We start from the raw sequence: 26,136 nt of genomic DNA on the forward strand, positions 1-26,136 counted from the left end.
GAAATCGGGGGCCTTCCCCAGGGCCCACTCGGACACTCGGTGTGCCCCGGGAACAGCGGAACGCCCGCGCCGGAGCGCGGGCGTTCCTCGTATTCAGTCGGTGTCGGAGCCCTTTCCTCCCCGAATTCGCCCGAATCGGTCGCGGCGCGGGCCGACTACACTTCGCGACATGGTGCAAGGCATCGCGGCCGCCGCGGCCGTGCCCCGGGGCATGCTCATCGCCGACGCGTGGGCGCAGCTCGGCGATGCCGTGGCGCCGCTGAGCAACACCTCGGGCCGTCCGCTCGCGCGCACCGTGAAGCTCCTGCTCGACCCGCTAGTCCTGCGCCCCGCCCAGCACCCGCGCTTCGCCGGGGGCGTGATCGGCGTCGAACACGTCGACGCCCTCCGCCGCGCCATCCTCGACGCGGGCCCGGCCCTCGCCGCGACCGCCGCATGGTTCCAACTGGTCAAGAAGGCCCGGAGACGCGCGGGCGTCACCGAGGGCCACCCGCAGGACCTCTACTTCCAGCGCTGCTTCGAACTCGCGCACCTCCACGGCGATCCCAAGACCGCTCCCGACGCCGCCCGCATCGCCGCCGAAACCGTCGCCGACGTCCACACCGAGCGCGGTGAGGTCACCGTCGACCGCCTGCGCCGCTTCGTAACCGACCCCTCCCGCACCGCCGAACTCACCGGCCTCCTCCGCAGTGCCTGGGAACGAAGAGGCACGCCTGAATCCGGGACCGCCAACCCGACTCGAATAGGCCCACCGGCCCCAGCAGACCGCCAATCCGCTGCCGACGGTCTCCCGCCCCATCGCAACTCGACCGCCATTGTCGGTGGGAAGCCGCTCCACGGCGAGAACGTAGGCGCAACGGAGTCGCCTCGGCTCGGCCCATCCGCCACGACGGATCGCGGAAACGCCATCGGTCGCCCGCCGGTTGACCGCGCCCCCGCTTCTGGTGATCGCCAGCCGCTCGAATCCGCTCGGGCCGCCGCTCCGAACTACACCGCCCTGACCGGAGCGCGCGGCATTCCCGGCAACGACCCTGATTCGAACCAGTCGGGAAGCCCGAGCGGCACCTGGACCGGTTCGGCCGCAACGGAAGTCGGCGCCGACAATCCTGGTTCGCCTCTGCCGGGAAGTTTCTCGGGTCGCGGCCACGCGGCGCCGATCGGCACCGCCCGTAGTGGCACTCCGGGCGAAGCGATTGAGCGCCGCCCTGCCGACCCGGCTGCTACCTCTGTGCGCGGGCTGGTCTCCCCCGACCCCGGGCGCGGGTCCGCGGCCGTTTCCGATGGTCGCCTCCTCCACCCCTCTTCCGAGCCCGCTCCCGCCCCTGATGATCGCCTGGCCGCATTCCTCGACGGCTGCGCCGCCGAGCCCGACGCGGGTCTCTGGGATGCGTTGGCCGCCGATCGCGTCGGGAGCATCGAGGCCGCCGAGCTCGACTCGCCGGGGGTCGCACGCGGATACGGGCTCACGGTCGCCGACCGGCCCCACCGCCCCGAACTCGGTGACCGCGCCTCCAAACGCTCACTGCCCAAGCCCTTCGACCGGTCCATCATGGAGCGGCTCTTCGCGGCCTTCACCTCGGTGTTCCAACGCGAGTCGATGGGCGACGTGCCCTCGCTCGTCCGCGGCGAGATCACCCGCTCCGCCGCCCCCTGGCAGCTCGCGACCGAGCCCGGCCGGGTCACGATGGCCCTCGGCCGCGACGCCAGCGCGGGCCTCGGCGAGCCGTCCACCCCCGCGGCCACGAGCGCCGGCACCAACCCCGACATCGCGGCCGCCTCGGCAGCTCCGGGCACCGCCGCAGAACGCGGCATCGCAGCCGAATCCGCAACCACGGACGCCGCATGGAGCGGCATTGCAGCCGCCTCCCCGACCACCGATGCCAACGCGCGCCTCCTGCGCCGCTGGCAGCGCGAGTCCTATGTGCATCGAGTGCTTCGGTTGCCGCACAACGAGGCCGCTCCCGCCGACCTGCGCGAAGACGTCCGCACCGTGCGCCGCTCCTACCTCCGACGCCTATGGGCCCGCGTGCACGGGCGCGAGCTGCGCGGCGAGTCGACCGCCTCCGACGAGGTATGGGACCTGCTCGACGGGGTCCTGCGCTCGGTCGTGATGGACCAGCGAGACCGACTGCGCCGCTCCCTCGAACGAGGAGTGAGGCCGTGACTCGCTTCCCGATCGAGCGGAGCGGCGACCTCATCCGCATCGGCTCCCGGCCACCCCATCCGGAGCGCACGGCGCTCGTGGAGGCGCGGGGTGCACTGCTGCTGTGGGACGTACTCGACCGGTCCCCGCACCCGGCCGCCGAGATCCACGACCTCGCGCTGGCCGCGGACTGGTTGTGGGAGGTCTACGGCCCCTATCTGACCTACGGGTTCGAGCTCGGAGTCACGTCCTTCACGACCGAGGAGGCGTCGCCGGTCCTCGACGCCGCGCGGGCGCTGGCGCACCTGCACTGGGCGGAAGCCTGGTGGCCCGCCTCCCACGAAACCGGAGTCCCCGCGCTCGCGCCGGGCCTCCTGCGGGCCGAGACCGCCTGGCGCACATCGGCGGTAGAACACCTCCTCGACGATGTGGAGGCGGTCGAACGCGCACTCACCGGGATCGACTTGGCAGCGCTGACGACCCTGGCGGGCCACCCGATCCTCGGGGCCGAAGCTCGCGCGCTCGCAGCATCGGTCGAGGGCCTCGCCGAAGACCACGGCATCACGCTCGAACATGAACCGCAACGCGTGCAGAGCGACTGGGCGCTGGCCGCGGGCGGCTCAGAGTCCGGAGACCTCGTGCTCGCGAGCGGCACCGATGCGGTGGACTGGGCTCTCATGCCGCAGGGCCTCGCCGACGCCGCGGCCGAGGCGACCTGGACGGCGACCATGCGCGCGGGCACCCTGACCCTCGCGGTCACCCTCCCCGCCGCCCCCGACGCGCGCGACCTCCCGCTCACCGCCCGCATCGCGGGCCTCGATCTGCCGCTCAGTCTCGACGGCGACACATTCACGGGCGACATCGAAGCGCCCCAAGGCTTCATGATGCTTCCGGCCGCCGACCGGACGCTCCAAGTGTTCGCCCCCGGCTTCGCCCTCCCCGCGCCGTCCGATCCGGAAGCCGCCGACCGCCGGGCCGCAATCCTCGCCTTCGCCGCGGAACGCCTCGCCGACCCCGCCGCCTCATTGACCGAAAGGGCGGCCCGCCCATGAGCGACAAGCCATGCCCGGCAGGTGCGGACCTGAACGCCCGCCACCGACCGGCCGGAACCGTGCCGAGACCGAACGGAACCCACCCGAGCGCTCGACATCCGATCCCGAGGCCTAGTTCACCCGCCCCCGCAACCACGAAGTCCGAGCCCGCTTCCCGCGAGAGTGCTCTCTCGCCCATGACCGGCCGACTCGCTTGCACTGGACAGTGCCGCGCCAGAAGTGCCAACCGTCGGGCGCCCGGTCTTCTACGCAGGCGATTCAACCCCCGAACGCAGATCGCGACCGCAACAACCGGACACGTCTCGCGCAGCTGCCTTCCATCAACTTTGACCGCCCCTCCCGCCTGTCCGGGGCCGCGCCGCGCCGGGAGTGGACTCATGCAGGCAGTGCGCCGACCCCGGCACCTCGGTTGTTCAACGCCGCCGTCCGCGAATTTCCAGCCTCGCTCCGCCCACCCGGGGGACCCGTCACCAGGGACCGGCCGTCTCGCGAGCCCGCCGGGATCGTGCCGCGCCCGGGCCGGAATCCCACGCGCACCGCATCGCCGATCCCGGCGCCTCGGTCGCTCAGCGCCGACTGCCGCAGTCGCAGTCGCCAAGAGCTGCGATTCGTGCAATGGCGACCCGTCGCGCATGGCCGGCCCGCTCGGCCGCAGCGAGACCGTTCCGGTCGCGCTCACACGCGACCCGCGTGCGAGGGCCTTCGGGTTCGAGAGCCGCGCAACCGCTTCGACCGATCACCTCACCACGCCGACCCTGAAGGCGACCGCATGAGCGACGTCCCCGACCACCTCATAGGCCTGCGCGGGGCCGAGACCACCGGGCCCCGCTGGGCCGCGTTCCGCGAGTTGAACAATCGGGCCGCGATGCTCTCCAACGACGGCAGGAACGCCGAGGCGACGGCGCTGCTCCTCCAGGCCTACGAGTTGACCACCGTGCCCGATGTGGACGCCGCCGGGCTCGACGGCCGCGCCCGCGCGCTCGCGAACCTCGCCGCGCTCGCCGAGGGCAGGGGCGAGCCCGGGGAGGCGCTGCGCTACACCGAGGAGGCCCTGCTCGCCTGCGAGCGGGCGCAGAGCGAGGCCGGGAACCGGTACGGCACGGCCGCCGTGCACGCCTCGCTCCTGATCAACCGCGCCCAGACGCTTCAACTCGTCGGCCGCCTGGACGACGCGCTCGCCGACCTCGACACCGCCATGACCCTAACCGCCGACACCGAGACGGTCGGCGACGATGTGCTCGTCGCCGTGATGCTCCACAACACCCGCAGTGTGCTCCTCATAGGACTCGAACGCTGGGAGGAGGCCGAGGCGGCCGCGCGGCACACCCTCCAGCTCGCCACCGCGCACGACCCGCGCCTGACCGGCCACCCGTACACGAACCTCGCGGTGATCGCCCAGGCCCTCAACGACCACGGCGCCGCGCTCGAATACCTGCGCCTGGCCGAGCAGGTGCACGCGGCGGCGGGCGACCCGGCCGCGGCCGCGCTCGCCGTCGCGAACCAGGGCCGCGCGGCGATGCGCATGGGCGACTTCGCCTCCGGGCAGCGACTCCTCGCCGAGGCCGAGCAGGCGTTCGCGGACGGCGAGGAACCGCTCCGGGCCGCCGAGATCCGCTTCGGCCGGGCGCACGGCGCGCTCCAGTCCGGGGACGTCGAAACCGCCCGGGCCCTGCTCGGGCCCGCCCTCGCGGTGCTGCGGGAGTCCGGGCACACGACCATGCTCGCCGAAGCGCTCGCCGTCGCGGGCGACCTCGCCGCCGCCGGGGCCGAGTACGAGGAGGCCGAGGCGTCCTACCTCGCCGCCCGCGAGGTCTACGCCGCGTCCGGCGCTCGATACCACTTGGCGCGCATCGACATGCGCCGCTCGTTCGCCGTCTCGGCGCGGTGCGCGATCGCGGTGACCGCCTCCGAGTCGCAGCGGCTCCTGCGGGCCGCGTTCGACCTGTCGCTGCCCTCGGCGCTCGCGACCGACGCGATCCGCCACCAGTTCGCTCCCGGCCGCGCCCGCGAGCAGTGGGCCGCCACGGTCGCGATCCCCGCGATGGCGCACGCCCTCCACCTCGCGGCCGCAATGCAGGACGGCGCCCTCGTCTCCGAACTCCTGGAGCACATGAGCGCCACGGTCTCCCTGCACGCCCCGGCCGCCCCCGAGACGGTGCCGCTGGCCGAGGCGCTCGGCCCCGACCCGCTCGCGCTCGACGTCCCCGAGGACTTCGGGCGGCTCTCCTACACCGCTTCGGCCCTCATCACCGGGCTCTCGGAGTCCTTCCCGGCGACGCGCTTCGCGCTCCCGCCGCGCCTGCGCGTGAACCCCTGGCGTGAGTCCCAATTGGAGCCGTGGATTCAGGAGACCGAACGGCGCTACGGCTTCCCGATCCGATCCGACGAGGTGATCGACACATGGTGATACCCGAACGCCCCACGGTTCAGCTCAAGATCGTCGACACCGACGCGCTCTTCTACTCCTGGCGCTGGGAGCACGACCTCGGCGCGATCCAGAACATCATGGTCCCCGCCGACACGATGCTGCCCGCTTTGAACGACCTCGCGATGGCCCTGCCCACGCCGCTGCCCGGCGAGACCGTTGACCAGGCGCTCGAACGGTCCCTCACCGGGCCGCTGGTCGACCGCGACCGCGAGATCGAACTGACGACCGCGCTCGCCCGAGCGCTCGTCCCCTATCAGCTCGCGATGGAACTGAACGGGATGCTGGAGCGGGGACTGCGCCCGCACGTGCGCATCCAACCCTCACTGTGGACTTCGCAAGTGCCTTGGGAGGCACTGCACGTGGACGAGGGTGAGCGGTTCGTGACGAACTCCGACGTCTCGGTCCTGCCGCCCGCGACCGTCCGCAACGCCCCGGAGCGCCGCGTCTCCCCCTGGAACCCCGACGGCAGGGTCGTCGCGGTCTTGGACCCGAAGGTCCCCGGCCCGCCGTCGAGCGGCCTCGGCTCGGTCCTCGGCGAACCGGGCCCCGAACTCAAGGACCTGATCGAAAGGCTCGGCGACCGCCGCGTCCCGGCCGGAACGCCCTTCCGCCGCAACGACCTCGACCGCGACGCGCTCGAGCCGCTCCTCGCCGACGCCGCCCGGCTCCTCTACGTCGGCCACGTGACCACCTCCCAGAACGGCCTCGACGCCCGCCTCCACCTCAGCTGCGGCCCCGCCACCACCGGCCGAGGCGCGGCCGTGCGGGGCCACCGCCCCCTGACGGCCGCGGACCTGGTGCTCGGCCACCGCCCCGACTCGCTCGCGCCCTGGCGGATGCCGAACCGCGTCGCGTTCATCGCCTGCGAGAGCGGCGGCGAAACCCGCTTCGCCGAACCGGTCGGCCTCGTCGCCGCCGCGATCCACGGCGGCGCCCAGTACGTCACCGCCACCCGCTGGACCCTCCCCACCGACGCGGGCATCCGAGCCTTCGCGCCAGAGGCCACCCCCGAGACCAGCCTCCTGCCCGAGGCGATCACCGCGGTCGACGCCGCCCACGACACACCGGACCCCGTTGCCGCCCTGAACGACTGGCAGAAAATGAAGGCCGCCGCCTGGGAGGCTGAGGGACGCCTGGAGGACTCCCCCGTCATCTGGTCGGCCCTCGCCACCGCCCACGGCTGAGGCACCGCCCACTAGTACCTCGGGAAGAGTCGACGCGTCGGAGAAGAGCCCCGCGGCGGGCACCGGTTCTACCATCTGGAGCCCGGCGGACTGGCCGAAGTCGGCGAATGGCTGCACCCGTTCGAGCACTACTGGCGACAGCGGATGCAGGCCCTGGCCGACGTACTCGACGAGGAGCAACGCGATGACCGAAACCGACTCGATCCACTGCGAGCAGTACATTCCGCACCCGCCCGCCAAGGTCTGGGCGGCCCTGACCGTCCCCGAACTGCACGCACGGTGGTGGGCGGAAGGCGACGTCAAACCGGTCGTGTGACACACCTTCACGTTCGACATGGGCGCCTGAGGCTCGCAGCGCTGCGAGGTCACCGAGGTCGTGCCCGAACGCAGGCTCGCCTACCGCTTCGCGGAGGGCGTGCTCGACACCGTCATCACCTGGCGCCTCGAGCCCCAGGGCGAGGGCACGCTCCTCGTACTCGACCACACCGGCTTCGACCTCGACTCGCCGACGGGACGTCAGGCGGTCCAAGGCATGGGCAACGGTTGGCCGGGCCTCCTCCGCGCCATCGAACCCGTTGCCGCCGAGGCCTAGCGCCGGAGCGCCGATCCTCCGATCGGCCTGTTCGGACGGTCCGTTCATGCATTCCCGCGCTCAGCCGTTGCCGACCGCCTTCATCGATGGAATCGTGAGGTCACTCATCGTGCTGTCGGCAAAGGAGCGGATCCGATGACCCACCGATTCAACGCGCCCCCGGGCTGGCCCGTAGCCCCCGGATGGACGCCGCCTGAGCACTGGCAGCAGCCACCGACCTGGCCGAGCGCCCCGCCCGGATGGCAGTGGTGGGTGGAGGTCGCGCCGTCGGCCGAGGCGCCGCACGTGCCGGCGCAGACCGCTCCGGCCCCTGCTCCGGTGGCTCCAGGTCCGGCGCCGGTCCCGACCCCGCCGTCCGCCCCGGCGACCTCGAACGGACTGGTCAACCCGGACCTCCGGCAGCTCCTCGACACGCCGGTGGCAGCCGTCGCCGCGGACAACGGCCTCGGAAACCGCAAGGCCCGCCTCGAATCCCAGGTCGCAGCGCTCACCGCGTTCGCCGGGCGGCTCCAGCGGGCGCTCGCGGCGAACGTCGGCGAGCTCCAGGCACTCGGCGGCCTCGAAGCCTCAGAGCTTCAAGTCGAGATCGGCCGCCGCAAGGCGCTGGTCGACCACCTCGAAACGCAGGCCCGAGCCGCGACGGCGACCGCCGAAGCCGCAGCGGCCGAACAGCTCCGGCAGCTTCGCGTCCAGACCCAGAACGCCGGCGTCGAGTTGCACCGCATCGGCATCGGCATCGAGATCGAGCAGGCGAAGGCCGACCTCGTCGAGACCCGCGACACCGTGCTGCTCCAGGAAGCCGGCATCTACGAGTACAACCACCCGCTCCAGGACGCGGTCGCCTACAAGATGCGACTGGAGCACATCAAAGAGCAGTACAAGCTCCTCGTCCGGCACGACCTCGCCTTCACCGCGGTCACCAACTGGCAGGTCAACGGTTCGGAGGCCCAGGGCCGCAAGATGGTGCGCGAGACGGCGAAGCTCATGCTGCGCGCCTACAACGCCGACGCCGACAGCCTCGTCCGCACCATGAAGCCCTACAAGCTCGACTCCGCCCTCACCCGCCTCGGCAAGACCCGCGAGACCATCGCCCGCCTCGGCTCCACCATGCAGATCCGCATCACCGACGAATACCACCGCTTCCGCCTCGACGAACTCCGCCTCACCGCCGACCACCTCGTCAAGACCGCAGAAGAGAAGGAACGCATCCGCGAGGAGCGCGCCCTCGAACGCGAAGAGGAACGCGCCCAACGCGAAATGCTCAAAGAGCGCGAGAAGCTCGACAAGGAGCGCTCGCACCTCATGACCGCCATCGCGAAGCTCGAAGCGAGCGGCGACACCGCGGCGGTCGCCGAACTGACGGCGAAACTCGACCAGGTCGAGGCCGCTTTCGAAGACGTGCTCACGCGCCAGGCCAACTCGGCCGCCGGATTCGTCTACGTCATCTCCAACCGCGGCGCCTTCGGCCCCGACATGGTCAAGATCGGCATGACCCGCAGGTTGGAGCCGATGGACCGCGTCAACGAACTCGGCGACGCCTCGGTGCCGTTCCGGTTCGACGTGCACGCACTCGTGTTCAGCGAAGACGCGCGCGGCCTCGAAGCGCGGCTCCACGAGGCCTTCGCGCAGTAGCGCGTCAACCAGGTCAACCTGCGGCGCGAGTTCTTCTACGTGTCGCCCGCCGAGGTCCGCGAGGCGCTGGCGAAACTCGCGGGAGAGCACCTGCTCGAATACACCGACGAGCCCGAGGCGTACGAGTGGCGCGCGAGCGGAGGCGAGACCCGAACTCCCGCAGCGGAAGACAAGGTCACCTAAAGGACGGAGGCCTATTCTTCCCATCTCAGCCGGGCCGCCTACGGCACCGGCGGCGGCGCTCAGTCGGGGGCTCTATGCCGGTGTTTCATCGGCATAGAGCTCTTCGATGATCACTGCGAGGGCCGCGTACGCCTCGGCCGCGTCGGGAGCGGTGCCGGTCAGCTCCGCGAAGCGCACGTTGACTCGTCGTGAGAACTCAGTGGGGTCGCTGATGCCGGGCGGCACGGCCAGGAACCAGCGGTAGCCGCGTGGCCGCGGCGCGCGGCCCGCTTCGGTCAGATGCTCGTCGATCGCGCCGTCGATGTCGTCTTGGTCGCCGCTGGTGCGCGGCGAGGTCACCGTCCGCGTCTGATCGCCGTGCTCAAATATGGTGCGGACGGTGTGGTCGGCGACGACGTGCCGCGCCAGTCGCAGCCGGTCGCGCCCGGCGGCTTCGGCGATGAGGGCGTCCCAGCCCGTTTCGGCCAGTTCGAGAAACGCCCTGCCATCGATGTGCGCGAAGCCGTCATCGCCGAAATCGGGCGGCATTGACAGCACCGTCTCGGCCGGTTCAGTCATCAAGAGCCTCCGCTTCATCTGCGAGAGCGCCCGGTGTCACTACGCCGGCATGGGGCCCTCTCGGATCAGGATCGCTGATCCGGCGCGGGCGCGCCGAGATACGCCCGGACCTTGTCGAGGTTGGTCTCGATCGGGTCGACGGCGTCGACCGTCAGGCGGTCGACGGTCAGGGGCGGGTGCTCGCGGCGCATGCGTTCGACGTGGTCCCAGTCGATCTCGTGCCAGTTGGGGATGTTGCGCTTGCGACCTTCGACCCGCCGCCGGTGCAGGTCGAGGTCGGTGCAGACGCACTCGACCACCCGCAGTTCGGCGTCGTGGTCGGCGGCGAGCCGCGCCCAGCGCTCGGCGGTATCGTCGTCGATGACGCAGTCCGTGATCGCCGACTGGCCCATGAGCAGTTGGCGGGTCACCAGCGACTCGACCAGTCCGTGGTAGAGCTCGCCGTACGTAGAATCGTCCATGTGCTTGAAGACGTGGTACGGCTTCAGCGCCCCCATGAGCCAGTCACTGGCGAACACCGGCGTCCGAGAGGCGCGTGCGAGCGCCTCTGCGAGAGTGGACTTCCCGGTGCCGGGCAGGCCGGCGAAGGCGATGATCTGGGGACGGGCGGCCCGGTCGTTGCGCATCGGAATCCTCCAGTGGTCGGTACGTTCGGCGACCCCGGTGCGCGCCTAGGCGAGGTCTCCCAGGAGCGCCGTCGGGGCGCCTTCGAGCGCAAGCGTATCGAGGACCGTGAGGAGTTGGTTCTCCTCGTAGCGGAAGTGGGTCTCCATGACCGCGCCGATGCCGTCGAGGTGGTCGTGGAGGTCGTCCGGGTCGGCGTTCTCGTCCATCGCGGCGGCGAGGCGGCCGATGAGGTGTTCGAGCATGTTGTGGTCGGTCATGAGCTTGGCGATCACCGGCTGGAGTTCGGGGTGGGCGGCGACGACCTGGGGGAAGAGGCCGCCGTCCTCGCTGCGGTGGTGGCCGCTCAGGGCGGTGCAGAAGCCGCGGCAGAAGAGGAGGAGGTCGTGGCCGGGCGAGTCGTCGAACTCGCCGTCGATGGAGCGTCGGGCGAGGTCGAGGGCCTTGCGGAGTTGCTGGTGGACGGCACGGAGTTGACTGCTGAACGCGACCAGGCGGTCGGTCTCGGAACTTATGGCGGACTCCTTCGCGGTACGGCGCCCGCCCGCCGGGAGGGGCGCCGCGACGGATACTACCGCGGCGGGCGGGGCGGGCCTAGGATCCCGGTCATGACCGATCTCCTCACCTTCCACCGCCGGACGATGACCTACGCCGTCTCGATCGTCGAACTCGTCGAGCCCGCACAAATGTGCCTGCCGACACCTTGCGCCGCATGGGATCTGGGCGCGCTCCTCGCGCACATGGCGGGCCAGAACCGCGGCTTCGCCGCCGCCGCGCGCGGCGAGGACTTCGACCCGGCAGTGTGGGCCGAGCTGCCGGCCGTCCCCGGCGACTTCGCGGCCTCGGCGCACGAGGTCGTCGCGGCGTTCAACGCCGACGGCGCGCTGGAGCGCACCTGGCCGCTCCTCGCGGGCCTGGACACGCCGGTGCCGACGCCCGGCGCGACCGCGCTCGGGTACCACTTCATCGACTACGTGGTGCACGCCTGGGACGTGGCCGCCGCGATCGGGCGCCGCGTCGAGTTCGAGCCGGAGCTGCTGGAGGCGGTGCTGCCGCTCGCGATGGACGTCCCGCTCGAAGGGCCCGCGCGCGTCGGACCGTACGCGCCGTTCGCCCCGGCCCTCGCGCCGGCGGCCGACTCGGGCCGGCTCGAAGTGCTGCTGTCGGTGCTCGGGCGCGATCCGAGCTGGAAGGCCCGGGCGTTAGTCGTCCTGGGTCGAGCGGACGGCCTCGTGGAGCGCCGCGAGGTCGTGCCGCATCGCGAGGGCGGTGCCGATCCGGCGTCGGCGGCCGTCGGCCGCGACGCTGTAGAGATGGGGCTCTTCGGAACGCAGCCGCTCGCCGCGGGCCCGGCCGTAGCTGCGAATCCGGCCGCCGAAGGGGCCGTGGACGTGCAGCGTGCCCTCCTCGTACGTGAACAGCGGCACCTTGAGGCTCGCGAATCCGACCGCGGCCAGGATCGGGCCGAGGACGAGCAGCACGGGCGTCCCGGTGAGCTGCAAGACGAGGAAGCCGAAACCCCCAGCGCTGAAACCGGTGGAGATGAGGCTCGCGCTCAGCGCGCTATGGTGACGGACCCGGATCGGGCCGGAAGGGTGCGCGGCGTCCATGCTCGCTCCTCGTTAGGGGTGCGGCGAGGCTACTCCGGCACGGCCACCGACGAGAGCGCCCCGCCGCCGGAGGACCGGCGGCGGGGCGGGGCGTCAGGCCTTCTCGGCCGGTTCGGCCTCGTCGGGCACCGCTTCCTCGTGGTGCGGGTGGCGGCGTTCGAGGGCCGCGCCCTCGACGTCCACATCGGGCAGTATGCGGTCGAGCCACTTCGGCAGCCACCAGGCCTTGTCGCCCACCAGGTGCATGAGCGCGGGGATGATGAGCATCCGGACCAGGAACGCGTCCACGAGCACGCCGAAGGCGAGCCCGAAGCCGATCGGCCGGATCATCGCCGAGTGCGAGAACACGAACCCGCCGAACACCGCGATCATGATGATGGCCGCGGCCGTCACCACCGAGCGACCGGCGCGCACGCCGGAGACGACGGCCGCGCGGGCCGGGACGCCGTGCGCGTACGCCTCGCGGATGCCCGAGCCGATGAACAGCATGTAGTCCATCGCGAGCCCGAACAGGATGCCCACCAGGATGGTCGGCAGGAAGCTCAGGATCGGCCCGGGCGTCTCGACACCGAACACGCTAGCGGCCCAGCCCCACTGGTAGATCGCCACGACGCCGCCGAGGGCCGCGAAGTAGCTGAGGATGAACCCGAGCGTCGCCAGGACCGGCACGATGATCGAGCGGAACACCAGGATCAGGATGAGCAGCGAGAGGCCCACGACCACGGCGAGGTAGATCGGCAGGGCGTCCGCGAGGATCTCCGAGACGTCGATGTTGCCGCTGGCCGAGCCCGCGACGCCGAGTTCGCCGACGCCGTCGACGGACAGGTCGCGCAGCACGTGCACGAGTTCCTGAGTGGACTCGGAGGTGGGGCCGTCCTCGGGAACGACCTGGAAGGCCATCGTCGTGCCGTCCTCGGAGGTCCCGATGGGCGCCACGGCGACCACGTCGTCCTCGGCCGCCACGGCCTCGGCGACCGCGACCTGGGCCGCGAGCGTGTCGGCCTCGCTGGGCGTGCCCGTCAGGTCGGCGACCACGAGGAGGGAGCCGTTGAGCCCGGCCCCGAACTTCTCGTCGATCGTGTTGTACGCCTGGTACTGCGTGGTGTCGTGCGGCTCCTGCGAGCCGTCGGGCAGGTTGAGCCGCATGTCGAGTGCGGGGACGGCGACCGCGATCAGCGCCCCGACGCCCACGAGGACGCGCACCACGGCGCGGCCGGTGCGCATCGGCTTCGGCGCGGCCGGGGCCGCGTGCGACTCCTGCGCGTCGCGGGTCCGCCGCTCGCGCTTGGAGAGGATGCGCGGACCGACGAAGCGGAGCATCGCCGGGGTCAGCGTCACGGCCACGAGCACGGCGCAGGCGACGCAGAACGCGCCGACCGAGCCCATGAGGCCCAGGAACGGAATCCCGGTGATGTTCAAGGCCGCCAGCGCGATGAGCACGGTGGCGCCGGCGAAGACGACGGCGTTGCCGGAGGTGCCGGTCGCGAGGGCGATCGACTCGTCGACGTCGTAGCCCTCCTTGAGCTGGCGGCGGTGGCGGTTGACGATGAACAGCGAGTAGTCGATGCCCACGGCGAGGCCGAGCATGAGGCCGAGGATCGGCGTCACCGAGACCATCTCCAGGACGCCGGAGAGGGACATGGTGGCGAGCGCGCCGATGCCGACGCCGACGAGGGCGGTGAGCAGCGGCAGGCCGGCGCCGATGAGGGTGCCGAGCATGACGACGAGCACGATGGCGGCGACGACGAGGCCGATGACCTCGCTGACGCCCGCGATCTGCGGGACGGTGTCGAGCATGTCGTTGGAGTAGTCGACCTCGACGCCGTCCACAGGGGAGTCTTCGAAGACGTCGGTGACGGCGGTCTTGATCTCGGGCGTGACGTCCAGCGCGGGGTCGGTGAAGGTGACGGCGACGATCGCGGTGCTGCCGTCCTCGGAGACCATGTGGATGTCGGCGGCGAGGGCGAGGAGGCGCGCGCCCTGGTCGAGTGCGGCGGCCTGGGCTTCGAGTTCGGCGGCGCCCGCTTCGAGCTCGGCCTCTTGGGCGTCGAGTTCCTGGACGCCGGCGTCGAGTTGGGCCTGCTGCTCGTCGAGCGCGGCGGTGGCCGCGGGGTCGCCTTCGGCCTGCGTGTAGGCGGCGTCGAGTCCGGCCTGGGCCGTGGCGAGTTCGTCGCGGGCGTCGGCGATGCCGGTGCGGCCCTCTTCGATCTGGGTGCGGCCGGTCTCGATCTGGAGGAGGCCTTCGTCCACGGCGGCCTGCTGCTCGGCGCGGTCGGCTTCGGTGGCGAAGGGGTCGGTGACGGCTTCGACGCCGTCGACCTCGTTGGCGTCGGCGATGACGGCGCTGATGGCGGTCTGCTGCGCCTCGGTGAAGGCGGAGCCGTCCTCGGTGCTCACGACGATGCGGCCGCTGCCGCCGGAGGCGGCGGGGAGGGCCTCGGCGAGGTGGTCGGTGACCTCCTCGGTGGGGGTGCCGGGGATGGACAGCGTGCTCGCCAGCGTCCCTCCGAAGAGGACGAACGCGGCGGCTGCGGCGGCGAGGATCAGCGCCCAGATGCCGATGACGGTCTTGGCGCGGCGGGCGCACCAGCGCCCGACGCGGTACAGGAACTCTGCCAAGGTGGTCTCCTGGTGGTAAGGCCCGGTTGTGCGGCTCGGTCGTACGGTTTCGGGTGTTCGGTCACGCGCCGGGCTCTCGCAGCACTGCGGTGAGCCGTGCGATGAGGTCGTCCCAGGCGCGCCGGGACGCGGGGGTGTCGGCCGCGCCGGTCTCGGCGATCCAGCGGTGGACGAATCCGAGGATGCCGCCGCAGAAGGCGGCGACGAGGAGTTCGACGGCGAGCGCGTCGGCGTCGGGGTGTCGGCGGACCATGGCCGCGGTGATGCGCTCGGTGAAGAGGTTGAAGGCGCGCTGCATGAGCACGGCCTCGCGGTGGCTGGGGTCGGCGAGGTCTCCGCCGAGGATGTCGAAGAGGTCGACGACGGTGGGCACGAGCTGCCCGGCCGCGGCGGTGGCGACGAGGTCGCCGAGGACGGTCTCGGCCTCGCGGGCGGCGTCGGCGGCCTGCGCGGTCATGCGGTCCACGACCTCGCCGAGCATCTCGCCGGAGACGGCGGTGACGACGTCTTCGAGGGACCCGAAGTGGTTGAAGACGGTCCGGCGCGAGACGTCGGCGGCGGCGGCGAGCTCGTCGACGGAGAAGTCGGTGCTGCGCCGCTCCTCCATGAGGCTCGCGGCGGCGTCGAGGATCGCCTTGCGGCTCTTGGCCTTGAGCGCGGCCCGGCGGTCGACGGGCTCGTCGGGTGCGACGGACATGCCGCCTACACTAGATGCAACGATGCACTGAGTGCATCGTTTTCACGATGTGTGCCTCCGCACAATCGCCGGGCGAAGCGGCGACCGGCGCATGGCCGCGCTCAGCCCTACACGATCACCAGCCGCGCCACTGCACCACCGTGCCGACGACCGAGATCCGGCCGAGGACGATCCCGGCGGTCGCGAGGCCGTCGCCGGCCTCGTTCCGCTCGACGATCCTCCGTTTCGCGATGTAGCCGAAGACGAGGCCGAGGATGCCCAGGAACCCGCACAGCCCGACGATGCCGAGCACGAGCGCGGCGACGGCGAAGCAGTTGGTGCGGGGGCGGGCAGGCCGCTGCGGAAACACACGCGGGAGGGTAGCGCTACAAACCGTCCAGTCGGTATGCTTGGTCGGTCCCGATCGTCGACAAGGAGGTCGCCGTGGAGATCACCGGTGCCGTGCTCGAACGCTGCGGTGCGCCCGCACCCTACGCAGCCTCGAAGCCCGTCTCGATCGGGCCGCTCGAACTCGACGGGCCCGGGCCCGGAGAGCTCCTGGTGCGCATCGAGGCCGCGGGCCTGTGCCACTCGGACCTGTCCGTAGTGGACGGCAGCCGGGTCCGCCCGGTGCCGATGCTCCTGGGGCACGAGGCCGCCGGGATCGTGGTCGAAGCCGGGCCGGGGACCGCGATCACCCCGGGCCGACGCGTCGTCATGACCTTCCTCCCCCGCTGCGGCGCCTGCGAGGCCTGCGGGACGCGAGGCCGACTCCCCTGCACCGTCGGCAGCGCCGCGAACGCGGCCGGAACCCTCGTCGGCGGCGCGGTCCGGCTGCACCGCGACGGCTCGGCGGTCCGCCACCACCTCGGCGTCAGCGCCTTCGCCACCCACGCCGTGGTCTCGGCGACCTCCGTCGTCGCCGTCGACGCCGACGTCCCGGCCGACATCGCCGCGCTCCTCGGCTGCGCCGTGCTCACCGGCGGCGGCGCGGTCGTCAACGCGGGCAGACCCGTTGCGGGACAGACCGTCGCCGTGGTCGGGCTCGGCGGCGTCGGCATGGCCGCGCTGCTCGTCGCGAAGGCCTTGGGCCACGAGGTGATCGGCGTCGACACCGTCCCGGCGAAGCTCGACATGGCCCGCGAACTGGGCGCCGAGGCTCGAACCCCCGGCCAGGCCGAAGCGCAGCGCGTGCCGCTCGTGGTCGAGGCCGCCGGTTCGGCCCGCGCCTTCGAGACCGCGTACGCGCTCACCGCGCCGGGCGGCACCACGGTCACCGTGGGGCTCCCGCACCCCGACGCGCGGGCGAGCATCTCCCCGCTGAGCCTCACCGCCGAGGCGCGCACCGTCGTCGGCTCCTACCTCGGATCGGCCGTACCGGGCGACGACGTGCCCCGGTACGTCGAACTCTGGCGGTCGGGGCGGCTGCCGCTCGACCGGCTCGTCTCCGACCGCATCGGGCTCGACGACCTGCCCGCGGCGCTCGACCGACTGGCCGCAGGAGAGGCCCTGCGACAGCTCATCGCCTTCTGAATAGAGGTCCGGGGTCTGCGGGCCCGGGCCGATGCCGGGCGCTCCACGACCGAATCAGGCGGGACCCGCTCCCGCAGCGCAACTCCACACCGTACGAGGCCCGGCAGTATCGCGGGCCGTCAACTCTGAAGGGAAAGCCCATGGCACGCACCGCCATCGTCACCGGAGCCGCCCGCGGCATCGGCGCCGCCACGGCCCGCCGCCTCGCCGCGGACGGCCACGCCGTCGCCGTCCTCGACCTCGCCGAGGACCAGGCCGAGACCACCGCGAAGACCATCAGGGAGGCCGGGGGCACCGCGCTCGCCGTCGGGGCCGACGTGGCCGACGAAACCGCCGTGGCCGAGGCCGTCGACCGCGTCGCCGCCGAACTCGGCGCGCCCGCGATCCTCGTCAACAACGCCGGCATCCTGCGCGACAACCTGCTGTTCAAGATGACCGCCGACGACTGGGACGCCGTCATGGGCGTGCACCTGCGCGGCGCGTTCCTCATGAGCCGTGCCGTGCAGTCGCACATGGTCGCGGCCGGCTGGGGCCGGATCGTGAACCTCTCCAGCACTTCGGCGCTCGGCAACCGCGGGCAGGCGAACTACGCCGCCGCGAAGGCCGGGATGCAGGGCCTCACCAAGACGCTCGCGATCGAGCTGGGCCGCTTCGGGATCACCGCCAACGCGGTCGCGCCCGGGTTCATCGAGACCGAGATGACGAAGGCGACCGCCGAGCGCATCGGCGTGCCCTTCGAGGACTTCCTCGCGCACGCGGCCAAAGAGGCGCCGGTCGGGCGCGTCGGCAAGCCCGAGGACATCGCCGCCGCGGTGTCCTTCTTCTGCTCCGAGGACGCCGGGTTCACCTCCGGCCAGGTGCTGTACGTGGCGGGAGGCCCGCGCGCATGAGCCCTCAGATCACCGTCCCCTCGCCCGGTTCGCTCACGAATGCCCTGGGCTCCAAAGCGACCGGCGACTGGCTCACGGTCGATCAGGGCCGCGTCGACGCATTTGCGGAGGCCACCGGCGACCACCAGTGGATCCACGTCGACCCCGAACGCGCGAAGTCCGGCCCCTTCGGCGGCCCGATCGCCCACGGGTACCTGACGCTCTCGCTGCTGCCCTTCCTCACGAAGGGCCTCTTCGACATCGGCGGCCTCGCCATGTCGGTGAACTACGGCCTGGACCGGCTTCGGTTCCTCCAGCCGGTGGCGGTGGGCTCCCGCGTCCGCGCCGTCGTGGAACTCGCCTCGGTCGAGCAGGTCAACCTCGGCGTACGCGCCGGGTTCACCGTGACGATCGAGATCGAGGACGCCGACAAGCCCGCCCTCGTCGCCCAGACGATCACGCTCTACGTGCCCGAATAGCCTCGCGAGGAGAACGCAAAGCGGAGCGGCCCCACAAGGGCCGCTCCGCTTCCTGTCGAGTCCGGTCAGAGGCGTTCGAGGACCATCGCCATGCCCTGACCGCCGCCGACGCACATCGCCTCGACGCCGTAGCGGCCTCCGGTGTCGGCGAGGGCGTTGATGAGGGTCGAGGTGATCCGGGCGCCGGTCATGCCGAAGGGGTGGCCGACCGCGATGGCGCCGCCCTTGATGTTCAGGCGCTCCTCGTCGATCCCCAGCTCGCGCGCCGACGGGATCACCTGCGCGGCAAAGGCCTCGTTGATCTCGACCAGGTCGATGTCGGCGATGCCGAGGCCCGCCCGGACCAGGGCGAGCTGGACCGCCTCGACGGGGCCCAGGCCCATGATCTCCGGGGACAGGCCGGTCACGGCCGTGGAGACGATGCGCGCCAAGGGCTGGAGGCCGAGTTCGTTCACCACTCGCTCTGACACCACGACGACCGCCGCGGCGCCGTCGTTGAGCGGGCACGCGTTCCCGGCCGTGACGGTGCCGCCGGGGCGGAACACCGGGTCGAGGGCGGCGAGCTTCTCGGCGGTGGTGCCCGGGCGCGGGCCGTCGTCGGCGGTGACGACCGTGCCGTCGGCGAGCGTGACGGGGGTGATGTCGCGGGCCCAGAAGCCCTCGGCGATCGCGCGTTCGGCTCGCTGCTGGCTGCGCGCGGCGAAGGCGTCCTGGTCCTCGCGGGTGATCCCGCGGATCGCGGCGACGTTCTCGGCGGTCTGGCCCATCGCGATGTAGGGGTCGGGCAGCAGGCCCGCCCCGCGCGGGTCGCTCCAGCCGGGTTCGGCGCCGCCCGCGCGTTTGGCGGTGCGCGCCAGGGCGTCGGCGAAGACGGGGTTCTCCAGGTCGGCGCCCGGGAGGTGGTCGCTGGAGCCGATCGCCATGCCGCTCACCGACTCCACGCCCGCGGAGACGAACACGTCGCCCTCGCCGGCCTTGACGGCGTGGAAGGCCATGCGGGTGGTCTGGAGGCTGGAGGAGCAGTAGCGGGTCACGGTCGCGCCGGGCACGGTGTCCCAGCCGAGCAGGACCGCGACGATGCGCGCCATGTTCATGCCCTGGTAGCCGCCGGGCATCCCGCAGCCGAGCATGAGGTCGTCGATGCGTTCGGGGTCGAGCCCGGGGACCTTGTCGACGGCGGCGCGCACCATCTGCGCGGCGAGGTCGTCGGCCCGCGCGTCCTTGAGCGAACCCTTGTAGGCGCGCCCGATCGGCGAGCGGGCGGTGGCGACGATGTAGGCCTCGGTCATGGTGTTCCCTTTCGGTGAGGTGGGGTTTCAGACGAACGCCTGCACGCCGGTGATCGCCCGGCCGACGATCAGGGTGTTCATGTCGTAGGTGCCTTCGTATGAGTAGACGGCCTCGGCGTCGGCGAAGAACCGGGCCACGCCGTGGTCGAGCTGGATGCCGTTGCCGCCGAGCACTTCTCGGCAGCGGGCGACGACGGCGCGCATCCTGCCGGTGCAGAAGGCCTTCGCAAGGGCGGCGTGCTCGTCGCGGCGCGTCCCGGCGTCCTCCATCTGGGAGACGCGGACGCAGACGGCGAGGCCCGCGGTGACGTCGGCGAGTGAGTCGGCGAGCTTCTGCTGCACGAGCTGGAAGGAGGCGATGGGCCGCCCGAACTGCTCGCGTTCGGCGGCGTAGCGGACGGCGGCCTCGTAGGCGCCGACCGCGATGCCCATGGCCTCCCAGGCGACGCCGACCCTGGTGGGGCCCAGGACGCCCGCGAGGTCCTTGAAGGAATCGATCCGCTGGAGGCGGTCGGATTCGGGGACTTCGACGCCGGTGAGCGTGATGTCGGCGTTCTGGACGCCGCGCAAAGACTGCTTGCGTTCGATCTTCTCGGCCTTGAAGCCGGGGGCGTCCTTGCGGACGATGAAGCCCTTCACCCGGTCGTCGGCGGTGTCCTTCGCCCAGATGACGGTGAGGTCGGCGAAGGTGGCGTTGCCGATCCAGCGTTTGGCGCCGTCGAGGGTCCAGGTGTCGCCGCGGCGGGTGGCGGTGGTGCGCAGGCCGCGGGCGGTGTCGGAGCCGGCGGAGGGCTCGGTGAGGCCGAAGGCGCCGATGACCTCGCCGCGGCCCATGCGCGGGAGCCACTCGGCGCGCTGCTCGGGCGAGCCGCCGACGCCGATGGCGCCCATGGCCAGTCCCGAGGTGACGCCGACGAAGGTCGCGAAGGACGCGTCGACGCGGGCGATCTCGACCGCGGCCCAGCCGCGGAAGAGCGCGCTGTTCTCGAACCGGCGGGACTCGGGCCACGCGGTGCCGATGACGCCCGTGGCGGCGATCCCGGGGATGAGGTGGTGGGGGAACTCGGCGCGCTCCCAGTGGTCGTCGGCGACGGGGCGCACCTCGCGCTCCATGAACTCGCGGATGCGCAGCGCCGCCGCCTGTTCGACGGGGGTGAGCAGGTCCTGGAAGGCGTAGAAGTCGGCGGCGAGGGTCGGCGTGTCGGTCATCGTTCCTCCTGTGGTGCGAGCCGGTAAAACCGACCAGTCGGTATGTTACTAGGATGGGTGTGGCGCCGCCTCGATCGCGGCGGCCCGTGCGAACCGCCCCGAAGGAGCGACCGTGACCAACCGCCATCTGTTCCCGCTGCGCTGGAACGACAACGACCAGTACGGCCACATGAACAACACCGTGTACTACGAGGCGATGGACTCGGCGGTGAACACCTGGATGATGCGCCGCGCCGACCTCGACCCCGGCGGGGACGTGATCGGCCTGGCCCGCGCCTCCTCCTGCGAGTTCCTCGCGCCCGCCTCGTTCCCCGAGGTCCTGGAGGTCGATATCGCGGTGGCCCGCCTCGGGACCACCGCGATCACCTGGGACCTGGCGATCCTGCGCCAGGGCGCCTCCGGACGGGAGGCGCCGCTGGCGATGGGGCGGTTCACGCACGTCTTCGTCGACCGCAAGGAGCGACGCCCCGTGCCGATTCCGGCGCCGATCCGCGCCGCGGTCGAAGCGGAGCTCCACATCGGAGCGCGTCAGCCGTAGACCTGCTGGAGCTCGCGTTTGAGGACCTTCCCGCTCGGACCGAGCGGGAGGGCCTCGACCACGTGCACCGCGCGCGGGTACTTGTAGGCCGCGACCCGCTCCTTCATGTAGGCGACGAGTTCGGCGGCGTCGACGTCGGCGCCCTCGGCGGGTACGACCGCCGCGTGCACCTCCTGCCCGTGCGTCTCGTGCGGCACGCCGAAGACCGCGGCGATGGACACCGCCGGGTGGCGTGCGAGCACGGCCTCCACCTCGGTCGGATAGACGTTGTAGCCGTTGCGGATGATCATGTCCTTCTTGCGGTCGACGATGGTCACGACGCCGTCGGCGCCCACCGTGCCGAGGTCGCCGGTGCGGAACCAGCCGTCGATGACCGCGGCGGCGGTGGCGTCAGGCCGGTTCAGGTAGCCCTTCATGAGGTTGTGGCCGCGCACGACGACCTCGCCGAGCGCGCCCGGCTCGTCGAGGAGCACGATCCGGTCCTCGGTCTCGGACTCGGCTACCGCGACGTCGACGCCCCACAGGCTCGTGCCCACCGTGCCCGGCCGGATCGGCTCGCCCACGTTGTTGAACGAGGCGGTGGGCGAGGTCTCGGTGAGCCCGTAGCCCTCGTGGACCTCGGCGCCGAAGGTCCGCTCGAAGGCCTCCAGGAGCGCCACCGGCAGCGCGGCCCCGCCCGAGACGGCGTAGCGCAGCGGCGGCCGCAGCGCCGAGCGCTTCGCGGCCTCAACGATCTGCGCGAAGTTCGTGGGCACGGCGGTGAACAGCGTGGCCTGGTACTTCACGAGGAGGTTCAGCGCCTCGTCCGGGTCGAACTTCGGCAGCAGGATGATCGAGGCCCCGCGCCGGAACCCGATGTTGAGCACCGCCATCTGCCCGAAGGAGTGGAAGAACGGCAGGCCGCCGTAGAGCACGTCGTCGGGCCGCACGTCGAAGGAGTCAAGGAGGGCGCAGTGCACCTGCTCGATCATCGCCAGGTGCGAGCCGACCGCGCCCTTGGGGGTGCCGGTGGTGCCCGAGGTGTACAGGATCGTCGCCGCCGCCAGCGGGTTCACCGACGCGTAGCGGGCGATCGGTTCGGCTTGGGCCGCTTCGGCTTCGAGGCGCGGGACCGGGGCCCCGCCCACGTCGAGGCCTTCGGGGGCGAGGACCGTGGTGAGCGGGACCCCGGCGCGCAGGGCCGCGGGGGCGGCCTCGGCCAGGAGCGGCGCGGCGGCCACGAGCAGGTCGGCCTCGGCGTCCTGGAGCACGAACGCGATCTCCTCGGCCTTGAACAGCAGGTGGATCGGGACGACGACGGCGCCGAGCGCCAGCGCGGCGTAGTAGACGCGCGGGAAGTCGGGCACGTTCGGGACGAGCATGGCGACGCGGGAGCCGGGTCCGATGCCGCGGGCGGCGAGCGCGCCGGCGTAGGCGCGGGTCTGGTCCCACAGTTCGCCGTAGGCGATGGTGCGGCCCATGAAGTGGAGGGCCGGGGCGTCGGGCCTGCGGCGGGCGGCCTCGGCGAGGATGGCGGCGATCGAGAGCGTCCCCTGCCCGGGGCCGTCGATCGCCTGGTCGGGACGGTGCGTCATCGCACTTCTCCTTCCGTTGCGGTTGAGGGTAGACGGAGTTCGGCCTTGCCGAGGGCGGCGAGGTGAACCTCGTCGGGGCCGTCGGCGAGTCGCATGGCGCGGGCGGCGGCGAGCATCTCGGCGAGGGGGTGGTCGTCGCTGAGCCCGGCGGCGCCGAACAGTTGGATCGCGTTGTCGAGGATGCGCTGGACGGCGCGGGGGACGGCGATCTTGATGGACTGGATCTCGAGCCGGGCCTCGCGGGCGCCGACGGTGTCCATGAGCCAGGCGGTCTTGAGGACGAGGAGGCGCAGGGCCTCGATCTCGACGCGGGCTTCGGCGGCCCAGGTGCGCACGACGCCTTTGGCGGCGAGCGGGCCTCCGAAGGCGATGCGTTCGTTGGCCCTGGTGCGGCACAGGTCGAGTGCGCGTTCGGCCATGCCGAGGGCCCTCATGCAGTGGTGGACGCGGCCGGGGCCGAGGCGGGCCTGGGCGATGGCGAAGCCGGCACCGATCTCGCCGAGGAGGTTGGCGGCGGGGACGCGGGCGTCGTCGAAGACGATCTCGGCGTGGCCGCCGTGGTCGCGGTCGTCGTAGCCGAGGACGGTGAGGGGGCGCACGACGGTGACGCCGGGGGTGTCGCGCGGGACGAGGAGCATGGACTGCTGGCGGTGGCGGGGCCCGTTGGGGTCGGTCTTGCCCATGACGATGAGGAGCCGGCAGTCGGGGTTCATGGCGCCGGTGGCGAACCATTTGCGGCCGTTGACGACGTATTCGGCGCCGTCGCGGTGGATGCGGGTGGCGATCTGGGAGGCGTCGGAGGAGGCGGTGGCGGGTTCGGTCATGCAGAACGCGGAGCGGATCTGGGCTTCCAGGAGGGGTTCGAGCCAGGCCTCGCGCTGTTCGGAGGTGCCGAAGTGGGCGAGGAGCTCCATGTTGCCGGTATCGGGTGCGGCGCAGTTCATGGCGGCGGGGGCGAGGCGGGGGCTGCGGCCGGTGAGTTCGGCGACGGGCGCGTAGCGGAGGTTGGAGAGGCCGCCGCCGAGGCCGTGGGGGCCGGGCGGGAGGAACAGGTTCCACAGGCCGCGTTCGCGCGCGGTCTCCTGGAGGGCGCGGACGACGGGCCGGACGGTCCATGCGCCGGGGGTGTCGGCGACCTGCTTCGCGAGCACGGGCTCGGCGGGCAGGACGTGCTCGTCGATGAAGGTCCGGGCCTCGTCGGCGAAGGCGCGGGTCATCTCGTCGGGTCGGAAATCCACAGGCCCTCCTCGGCCAGGGGCGCGACCAGGGCGCCCACGCGATCGAAGCCGTCGCCGACGGTGAGGCCGCCGACGTACCGGTAGTGGACGCCTTCGAGGATGACCGCCAGCTTGTAGCAGGCGAAGGCCCGGTACCAGGCCAGGTCGGGGGTGGTGGTGCGGGCGCGGGCGGCGTAGGCGTCGGCGACCTCGGCGAAGCCGGGGTAGCCGGCGCCGGCGACGATGGCGCCCGCGGCGGCCTCGCCGCCGCTCAGTTCCCTGATGTGCCAGTACATGCCGAGCATCCCGAGGTCGACGAGCGGGTCGCCGAGGGTGGCCATCTCCCAGTCGAGGACGGCGGCGACGCGCGGCGAGGCGGGCGGACCGGTGACGAGCATGTTGTCGAGCCGGTAGTCGCCGTGGACGATCCCGGCCCGGGTCTGCCCGGTGGGGACGGCGGCGGCGAGTCGGTCCTGGAGGCGGTCGAGGGCGGGCTGGTCGCGCGAGCGGGAGGCGTCGTACTGGCGCCGCCAGGTGCGCATCTGCCGTTCGAGGTAGCCGCCGGGGCGGCCGAAGTCGCCCAGGCCGACCGACTCGGGGTCGACCGCGTGGAGGTCGGCGAGGATCTCGGCGACGCCGATGCCCAGGCGGTGCAGGCCTTCGGCGGTCCAGTCGGCGTTCTGGGACGGGTCGGCTAGGACCTGGCCGTCGACGTGCTCCATGACGAAGAAGACCGTGCCGGTGACCTCGGCGGCGGCGACGTCGTCGACCACGTCCACGGTGGACGGCACGGGGACGAGGCCCTGGAGCGCCGAGATGACGCGGTGCTCGCGGCGCATGTCGTGCGCGGTGGGGAGCGCGTGGCCGAGCGGGGGGCGGCGGACGACCAGCGGGGTCTTCGCGCCCTCGACCCGGTAGGTCAGGTTCGAGCGCCCGCCGTCGATGAGGGACGCGCGCAGCGGGCCTTCGCCGGCCAGGCCGGGATGCTCCCGGGCCAGCCATCTGGCGAGTCCCTCCACGTCGAGTCCGGGCACGCCGTTCGCCTCGGTCATCGGTCTCCTTCCGGTACTGGGCCCTCGGGCCCGGGGTGTTCGCTTCCGGCCTCCCCATGGTGGGTCGCCGAACCTGAAGCTGCGCTGAAGCCGCCTGAAGCGCGCTTCAGGTGGAGCCGCGCGGCCGGAGGACGAGGGACCCCCGGCCGCGCGGAGCCGTTCTAACCTGCGGGGATGCCCTCGTTCTCCAGAGGCACGGGCTCGGTCTCCACTTCGGAGACCTGCCCGGCGCCGACGGTGTAGGCGGTGCCCACGAAGTCCTGGACGCCCTCGTTCACCACCGTGATCCCGACGCCGCGGTACGCGGCGTGGTCGTCGGCGCTGTACGACAGCGGCAGGATCCCGTTGCCCACCAGGTCGCCCGACTCCAGCGCCGCCACCAGCGACTCGCGGGTCGGGTCCTCGCCCGCCGCGGCCAGGGCCTCGGCGAACAGGTAGCCGACGCTCATCCCGAACACGGTGTTCCCGGTGAACGGCGCGCCGTCGTTGTACTCGGCGTTGATCTCCTCGAACAGCGCCACCCACTCACCGTCGGGGCTGAACGGCAGGTAGTTCGCGGACACCATGCCCTGCAACAGGGTCGGGGCGAGGTCCTCGCCGAGGTAGCCCGCGAGCGTCGGGTAGTCGGCGCCCGAGGAGGAGACGTACCAGCGCGGGAACCACTCCATGGCCGCGGCCGTGCCGACCGCCATCGCCGTGAACCCGTTGATGGTGCCCAGCACGTTGACCTCGCAACCGGCCGACATCATCGCGCCCATCTGCGCCGTCAGGTCCTCCGCCGAGGTCGTGTACATCTGGACCTCGGTGATCGCGTTCGAGCCGATGACGGTCTCGACGCCCTCGATGATGCCCTCGCCGTAGTCGTCGTCCTGGCCGAGCACGCAGATCTTCGCGCCCGGCTCCTGCTCGACCGCGTACTGCGCCAGGGCGGCGCCCTCGGTCACGTAGTCGGCGTTGAACGCGAACGTGTTCTCGTACACGCCCGGCTGGTTCCACATCAGCGAGCCCGAGGAGACGAACAGGTCGGGGACGCCCTGCTGGTCGAGGTAGTCGAGGACCGCCGAGTGCGTCGGGG

The 26,136-nt window shown here is 72.1% G+C and carries 24 protein-coding genes and 2 pseudogenes; 13 read left to right on the top strand and 13 right to left on the bottom strand.

Features of this window, described 5'->3' with window-relative positions; all coding sequences use genetic code 11:
- Positions 1-169: 169 nt before the first annotated feature.
- The 8 genes and pseudogenes from E9998_RS24440 (at position 170) to E9998_RS26015 (ending at position 9,214) form a co-directional block, all read left to right on the top strand.
- Positions 170-2,164, top strand: a complete 1,995-nt coding sequence (locus E9998_RS24440) for a hypothetical protein (protein WP_136532368.1) — start codon at positions 170-172, stop codon at positions 2,162-2,164.
- Positions 2,161-3,195, top strand: a complete 1,035-nt coding sequence (locus E9998_RS24445; protein WP_136532369.1) for a hypothetical protein — start codon at positions 2,161-2,163, stop codon at positions 3,193-3,195. The genes E9998_RS24440 and E9998_RS24445 overlap by 4 nt, the downstream gene beginning before the upstream one ends.
- A 769-nt stretch (positions 3,196-3,964) precedes the next feature.
- A complete protein-coding gene (locus E9998_RS24450; protein WP_136532370.1) occupies positions 3,965-5,602 on the top strand; it encodes a tetratricopeptide repeat protein in 1,638 nt (545 codons plus the stop codon).
- Positions 5,596-6,807 (top strand): CHAT domain-containing protein, encoded by a 1,212-nt coding sequence (locus E9998_RS24455; protein ID WP_136532371.1) that lies wholly within the window; start codon positions 5,596-5,598, stop codon positions 6,805-6,807. The genes E9998_RS24450 and E9998_RS24455 overlap by 7 nt, the downstream gene beginning before the upstream one ends.
- Positions 6,808-6,991: 184 nt before the next feature.
- Complete coding sequence (locus E9998_RS26005) at positions 6,992-7,123, top strand: SRPBCC family protein (RefSeq protein ID WP_204745638.1); 132 nt, start codon at positions 6,992-6,994, stop codon at positions 7,121-7,123.
- A 51-nt stretch (positions 7,124-7,174) separates the two neighbouring features.
- Positions 7,175-7,399, top strand: a pseudogene (locus tag E9998_RS26010) (SRPBCC family protein); the annotation flags it as partial.
- A gap of 135 nt (positions 7,400-7,534) precedes the next feature.
- Positions 7,535-9,031: an SNIPE associated domain-containing protein gene (locus E9998_RS24470; protein ID WP_204745640.1), complete on the top strand. Its 1,497-nt coding sequence runs from the start codon at positions 7,535-7,537 to the stop codon at positions 9,029-9,031.
- Between the two features lie 39 nt (positions 9,032-9,070).
- Positions 9,071-9,214 carry a hypothetical protein gene (locus tag E9998_RS26015; protein ID WP_204745641.1) on the top strand — a complete coding sequence of 48 codons (144 nt, stop codon included), beginning with the start codon at positions 9,071-9,073 and terminating at the stop codon, positions 9,212-9,214.
- A 72-nt stretch (positions 9,215-9,286) separates the two neighbouring features.
- Here E9998_RS26015 and E9998_RS24475 read toward each other — a convergent pair whose 3' ends face one another.
- From E9998_RS24475 to E9998_RS24485, 3 genes are all read right to left on the bottom strand, one after another.
- Positions 9,287-9,772: a DUF5956 family protein gene (locus tag E9998_RS24475; protein WP_136532372.1), complete on the bottom strand. Its 486-nt coding sequence runs from the start codon at positions 9,770-9,772 to the stop codon at positions 9,287-9,289.
- A 65-nt stretch (positions 9,773-9,837) separates the two neighbouring features.
- Positions 9,838-10,398, bottom strand: coding sequence for a P-loop nucleotide/nucleoside kinase family protein (locus tag E9998_RS24480; RefSeq protein ID WP_136532373.1), 561 nt, complete (start codon positions 10,396-10,398; stop codon positions 9,838-9,840).
- 45 nt (positions 10,399-10,443) lie between these two features.
- The gene (locus tag E9998_RS24485) at positions 10,444-11,028 is read right to left on the bottom strand and encodes a hemerythrin domain-containing protein (RefSeq protein ID WP_204745642.1); all 585 of its coding nucleotides are present in this window, start codon (positions 11,026-11,028) and stop codon (positions 10,444-10,446) included.
- A 9-nt stretch (positions 11,029-11,037) separates the two neighbouring features.
- Between E9998_RS24485 and E9998_RS27220 the strand changes: the two are divergent.
- A pseudogene (locus tag E9998_RS27220) lies at positions 11,038-11,562 on the top strand (TIGR03086 family metal-binding protein); the annotation flags it as partial.
- Between the two features lie 36 nt (positions 11,563-11,598).
- Here E9998_RS27220 and E9998_RS24495 read toward each other — a convergent pair.
- The 4 genes from E9998_RS24495 to E9998_RS24510 all read right to left on the bottom strand — a co-directional run bounded on the left by E9998_RS24495 (position 11,599) and on the right by E9998_RS24510 (position 15,671).
- Positions 11,599-12,006 (bottom strand): hypothetical protein, encoded by a 408-nt coding sequence (locus tag E9998_RS24495; protein WP_136532374.1) that lies wholly within the window; start codon positions 12,004-12,006, stop codon positions 11,599-11,601.
- A gap of 93 nt (positions 12,007-12,099) precedes the next feature.
- Entirely contained in the window at positions 12,100-14,625 is a 2,526-nt protein-coding gene (locus tag E9998_RS24500) for an MMPL family transporter (protein ID WP_136532375.1), read from the bottom strand.
- A gap of 61 nt (positions 14,626-14,686) precedes the next feature.
- Entirely contained in the window at positions 14,687-15,322 is a 636-nt protein-coding gene (locus tag E9998_RS24505) for a TetR/AcrR family transcriptional regulator (RefSeq protein ID WP_136532376.1), read from the bottom strand.
- Between the two features lie 115 nt (positions 15,323-15,437).
- A complete protein-coding gene (locus E9998_RS24510; protein WP_136532377.1) occupies positions 15,438-15,671 on the bottom strand; it encodes a DUF4190 domain-containing protein in 234 nt (77 codons plus the stop codon).
- A 74-nt stretch (positions 15,672-15,745) separates the two neighbouring features.
- Here E9998_RS24510 and E9998_RS24515 point away from each other — a divergent pair, with 74 nt between their 5' ends.
- The 3 genes from E9998_RS24515 (at position 15,746) to E9998_RS24525 (ending at position 18,182) form a co-directional block, all read left to right on the top strand.
- The gene (locus E9998_RS24515; RefSeq protein WP_136532378.1) at positions 15,746-16,834 is read left to right on the top strand and encodes a zinc-binding dehydrogenase; all 1,089 of its coding nucleotides are present in this window, start codon (positions 15,746-15,748) and stop codon (positions 16,832-16,834) included.
- A gap of 140 nt (positions 16,835-16,974) precedes the next feature.
- The gene (fabG, locus tag E9998_RS24520; protein WP_136532379.1) at positions 16,975-17,724 is read left to right on the top strand and encodes a 3-oxoacyl-ACP reductase FabG; all 750 of its coding nucleotides are present in this window, start codon (positions 16,975-16,977) and stop codon (positions 17,722-17,724) included.
- Positions 17,721-18,182 (top strand): MaoC family dehydratase, encoded by a 462-nt coding sequence (locus E9998_RS24525; RefSeq protein ID WP_136532380.1) that lies wholly within the window; start codon positions 17,721-17,723, stop codon positions 18,180-18,182. The genes fabG and E9998_RS24525 overlap by 4 nt, the downstream gene beginning before the upstream one ends.
- Before the next feature lie 65 nt (positions 18,183-18,247).
- Here E9998_RS24525 and E9998_RS24530 read toward each other — a convergent pair whose 3' ends face one another.
- A complete protein-coding gene (locus E9998_RS24530) occupies positions 18,248-19,471 on the bottom strand; it encodes an acetyl-CoA C-acetyltransferase (protein ID WP_136532381.1) in 1,224 nt (407 codons plus the stop codon).
- 27 nt (positions 19,472-19,498) lie between these two features.
- Positions 19,499-20,680, bottom strand: a complete 1,182-nt coding sequence (locus tag E9998_RS24535; protein WP_136532382.1) for an acyl-CoA dehydrogenase family protein — start codon at positions 20,678-20,680, stop codon at positions 19,499-19,501.
- A gap of 112 nt (positions 20,681-20,792) precedes the next feature.
- Between E9998_RS24535 and E9998_RS24540 the strand changes: the two genes are divergently transcribed.
- The gene (locus tag E9998_RS24540; protein WP_204745643.1) at positions 20,793-21,218 is read left to right on the top strand and encodes an acyl-CoA thioesterase; all 426 of its coding nucleotides are present in this window, start codon (positions 20,793-20,795) and stop codon (positions 21,216-21,218) included.
- Here E9998_RS24540 and E9998_RS24545 read toward each other — a convergent pair.
- The 4 genes from E9998_RS24545 to E9998_RS24560 form a co-directional block, all read right to left on the bottom strand.
- Positions 21,209-22,792 (bottom strand): long-chain-fatty-acid--CoA ligase, encoded by a 1,584-nt coding sequence (locus E9998_RS24545; protein ID WP_136532383.1) that lies wholly within the window; start codon positions 22,790-22,792, stop codon positions 21,209-21,211. The two genes, E9998_RS24540 and E9998_RS24545, sit on opposite strands and share 10 nt — an antisense overlap.
- Positions 22,789-24,030: an acyl-CoA dehydrogenase family protein gene (locus tag E9998_RS24550; protein WP_240037744.1), complete on the bottom strand. Its 1,242-nt coding sequence runs from the start codon at positions 24,028-24,030 to the stop codon at positions 22,789-22,791. The genes E9998_RS24545 and E9998_RS24550 overlap by 4 nt, the downstream gene beginning before the upstream one ends.
- Positions 24,006-25,061, bottom strand: coding sequence for a phosphotransferase family protein (locus tag E9998_RS24555; RefSeq protein WP_136532384.1), 1,056 nt, complete (start codon positions 25,059-25,061; stop codon positions 24,006-24,008). Before E9998_RS24555 ends, E9998_RS24550 begins: the two co-directional genes overlap by 25 nt.
- Before the next feature lie 161 nt (positions 25,062-25,222).
- On the bottom strand, positions 25,223-26,136 hold a 914-nt coding region (locus E9998_RS24560; RefSeq protein WP_136532385.1), incomplete at its 5' end, for an ABC transporter substrate-binding protein.

Origin of the sequence: Glycomyces paridis, assembly GCF_004912155.1 — a bacterium.
Classification (GTDB): Bacteria; Actinomycetota; Actinomycetes; order Mycobacteriales; family Micromonosporaceae; genus Glycomyces; species Glycomyces paridis.

Coding starts and splice junctions, on each gene's coding strand:
- E9998_RS24440 (WP_136532368.1), top strand. CDS start 170: ATGGTGCAAGGCATCGCGGCCGCCGCGGCCGTGCCCCGGGGCATGCTC.
- E9998_RS24450 (WP_136532370.1), top strand. CDS start 3,965: ATGAGCGACGTCCCCGACCACCTCATAGGCCTGCGCGGGGCCGAGACC.
- E9998_RS24455 (WP_136532371.1), top strand. CDS start 5,596: ATGGTGATACCCGAACGCCCCACGGTTCAGCTCAAGATCGTCGACACC.
- E9998_RS26005 (WP_204745638.1), top strand. CDS start 6,992: ATGACCGAAACCGACTCGATCCACTGCGAGCAGTACATTCCGCACCCG.
- E9998_RS24470 (WP_204745640.1), top strand. CDS start 7,535: ATGACCCACCGATTCAACGCGCCCCCGGGCTGGCCCGTAGCCCCCGGA.
- E9998_RS24475 (WP_136532372.1), bottom strand. CDS start 9,772: ATGACTGAACCGGCCGAGACGGTGCTGTCAATGCCGCCCGATTTCGGC.
- E9998_RS24480 (WP_136532373.1), bottom strand. CDS start 10,398: ATGCGCAACGACCGGGCCGCCCGTCCCCAGATCATCGCCTTCGCCGGC.
- E9998_RS24495 (WP_136532374.1), bottom strand. CDS start 12,006: ATGGACGCCGCGCACCCTTCCGGCCCGATCCGGGTCCGTCACCATAGC.
- E9998_RS24505 (WP_136532376.1), bottom strand. CDS start 15,322: ATGTCCGTCGCACCCGACGAGCCCGTCGACCGCCGGGCCGCGCTCAAG.
- fabG (WP_136532379.1), top strand. CDS start 16,975: ATGGCACGCACCGCCATCGTCACCGGAGCCGCCCGCGGCATCGGCGCC.
- E9998_RS24525 (WP_136532380.1), top strand. CDS start 17,721: ATGAGCCCTCAGATCACCGTCCCCTCGCCCGGTTCGCTCACGAATGCC.
- E9998_RS24530 (WP_136532381.1), bottom strand. CDS start 19,471: ATGACCGAGGCCTACATCGTCGCCACCGCCCGCTCGCCGATCGGGCGC.
- E9998_RS24535 (WP_136532382.1), bottom strand. CDS start 20,680: ATGACCGACACGCCGACCCTCGCCGCCGACTTCTACGCCTTCCAGGAC.
- E9998_RS24545 (WP_136532383.1), bottom strand. CDS start 22,792: ATGACGCACCGTCCCGACCAGGCGATCGACGGCCCCGGGCAGGGGACG.
- E9998_RS24555 (WP_136532384.1), bottom strand. CDS start 25,061: ATGACCGAGGCGAACGGCGTGCCCGGACTCGACGTGGAGGGACTCGCC.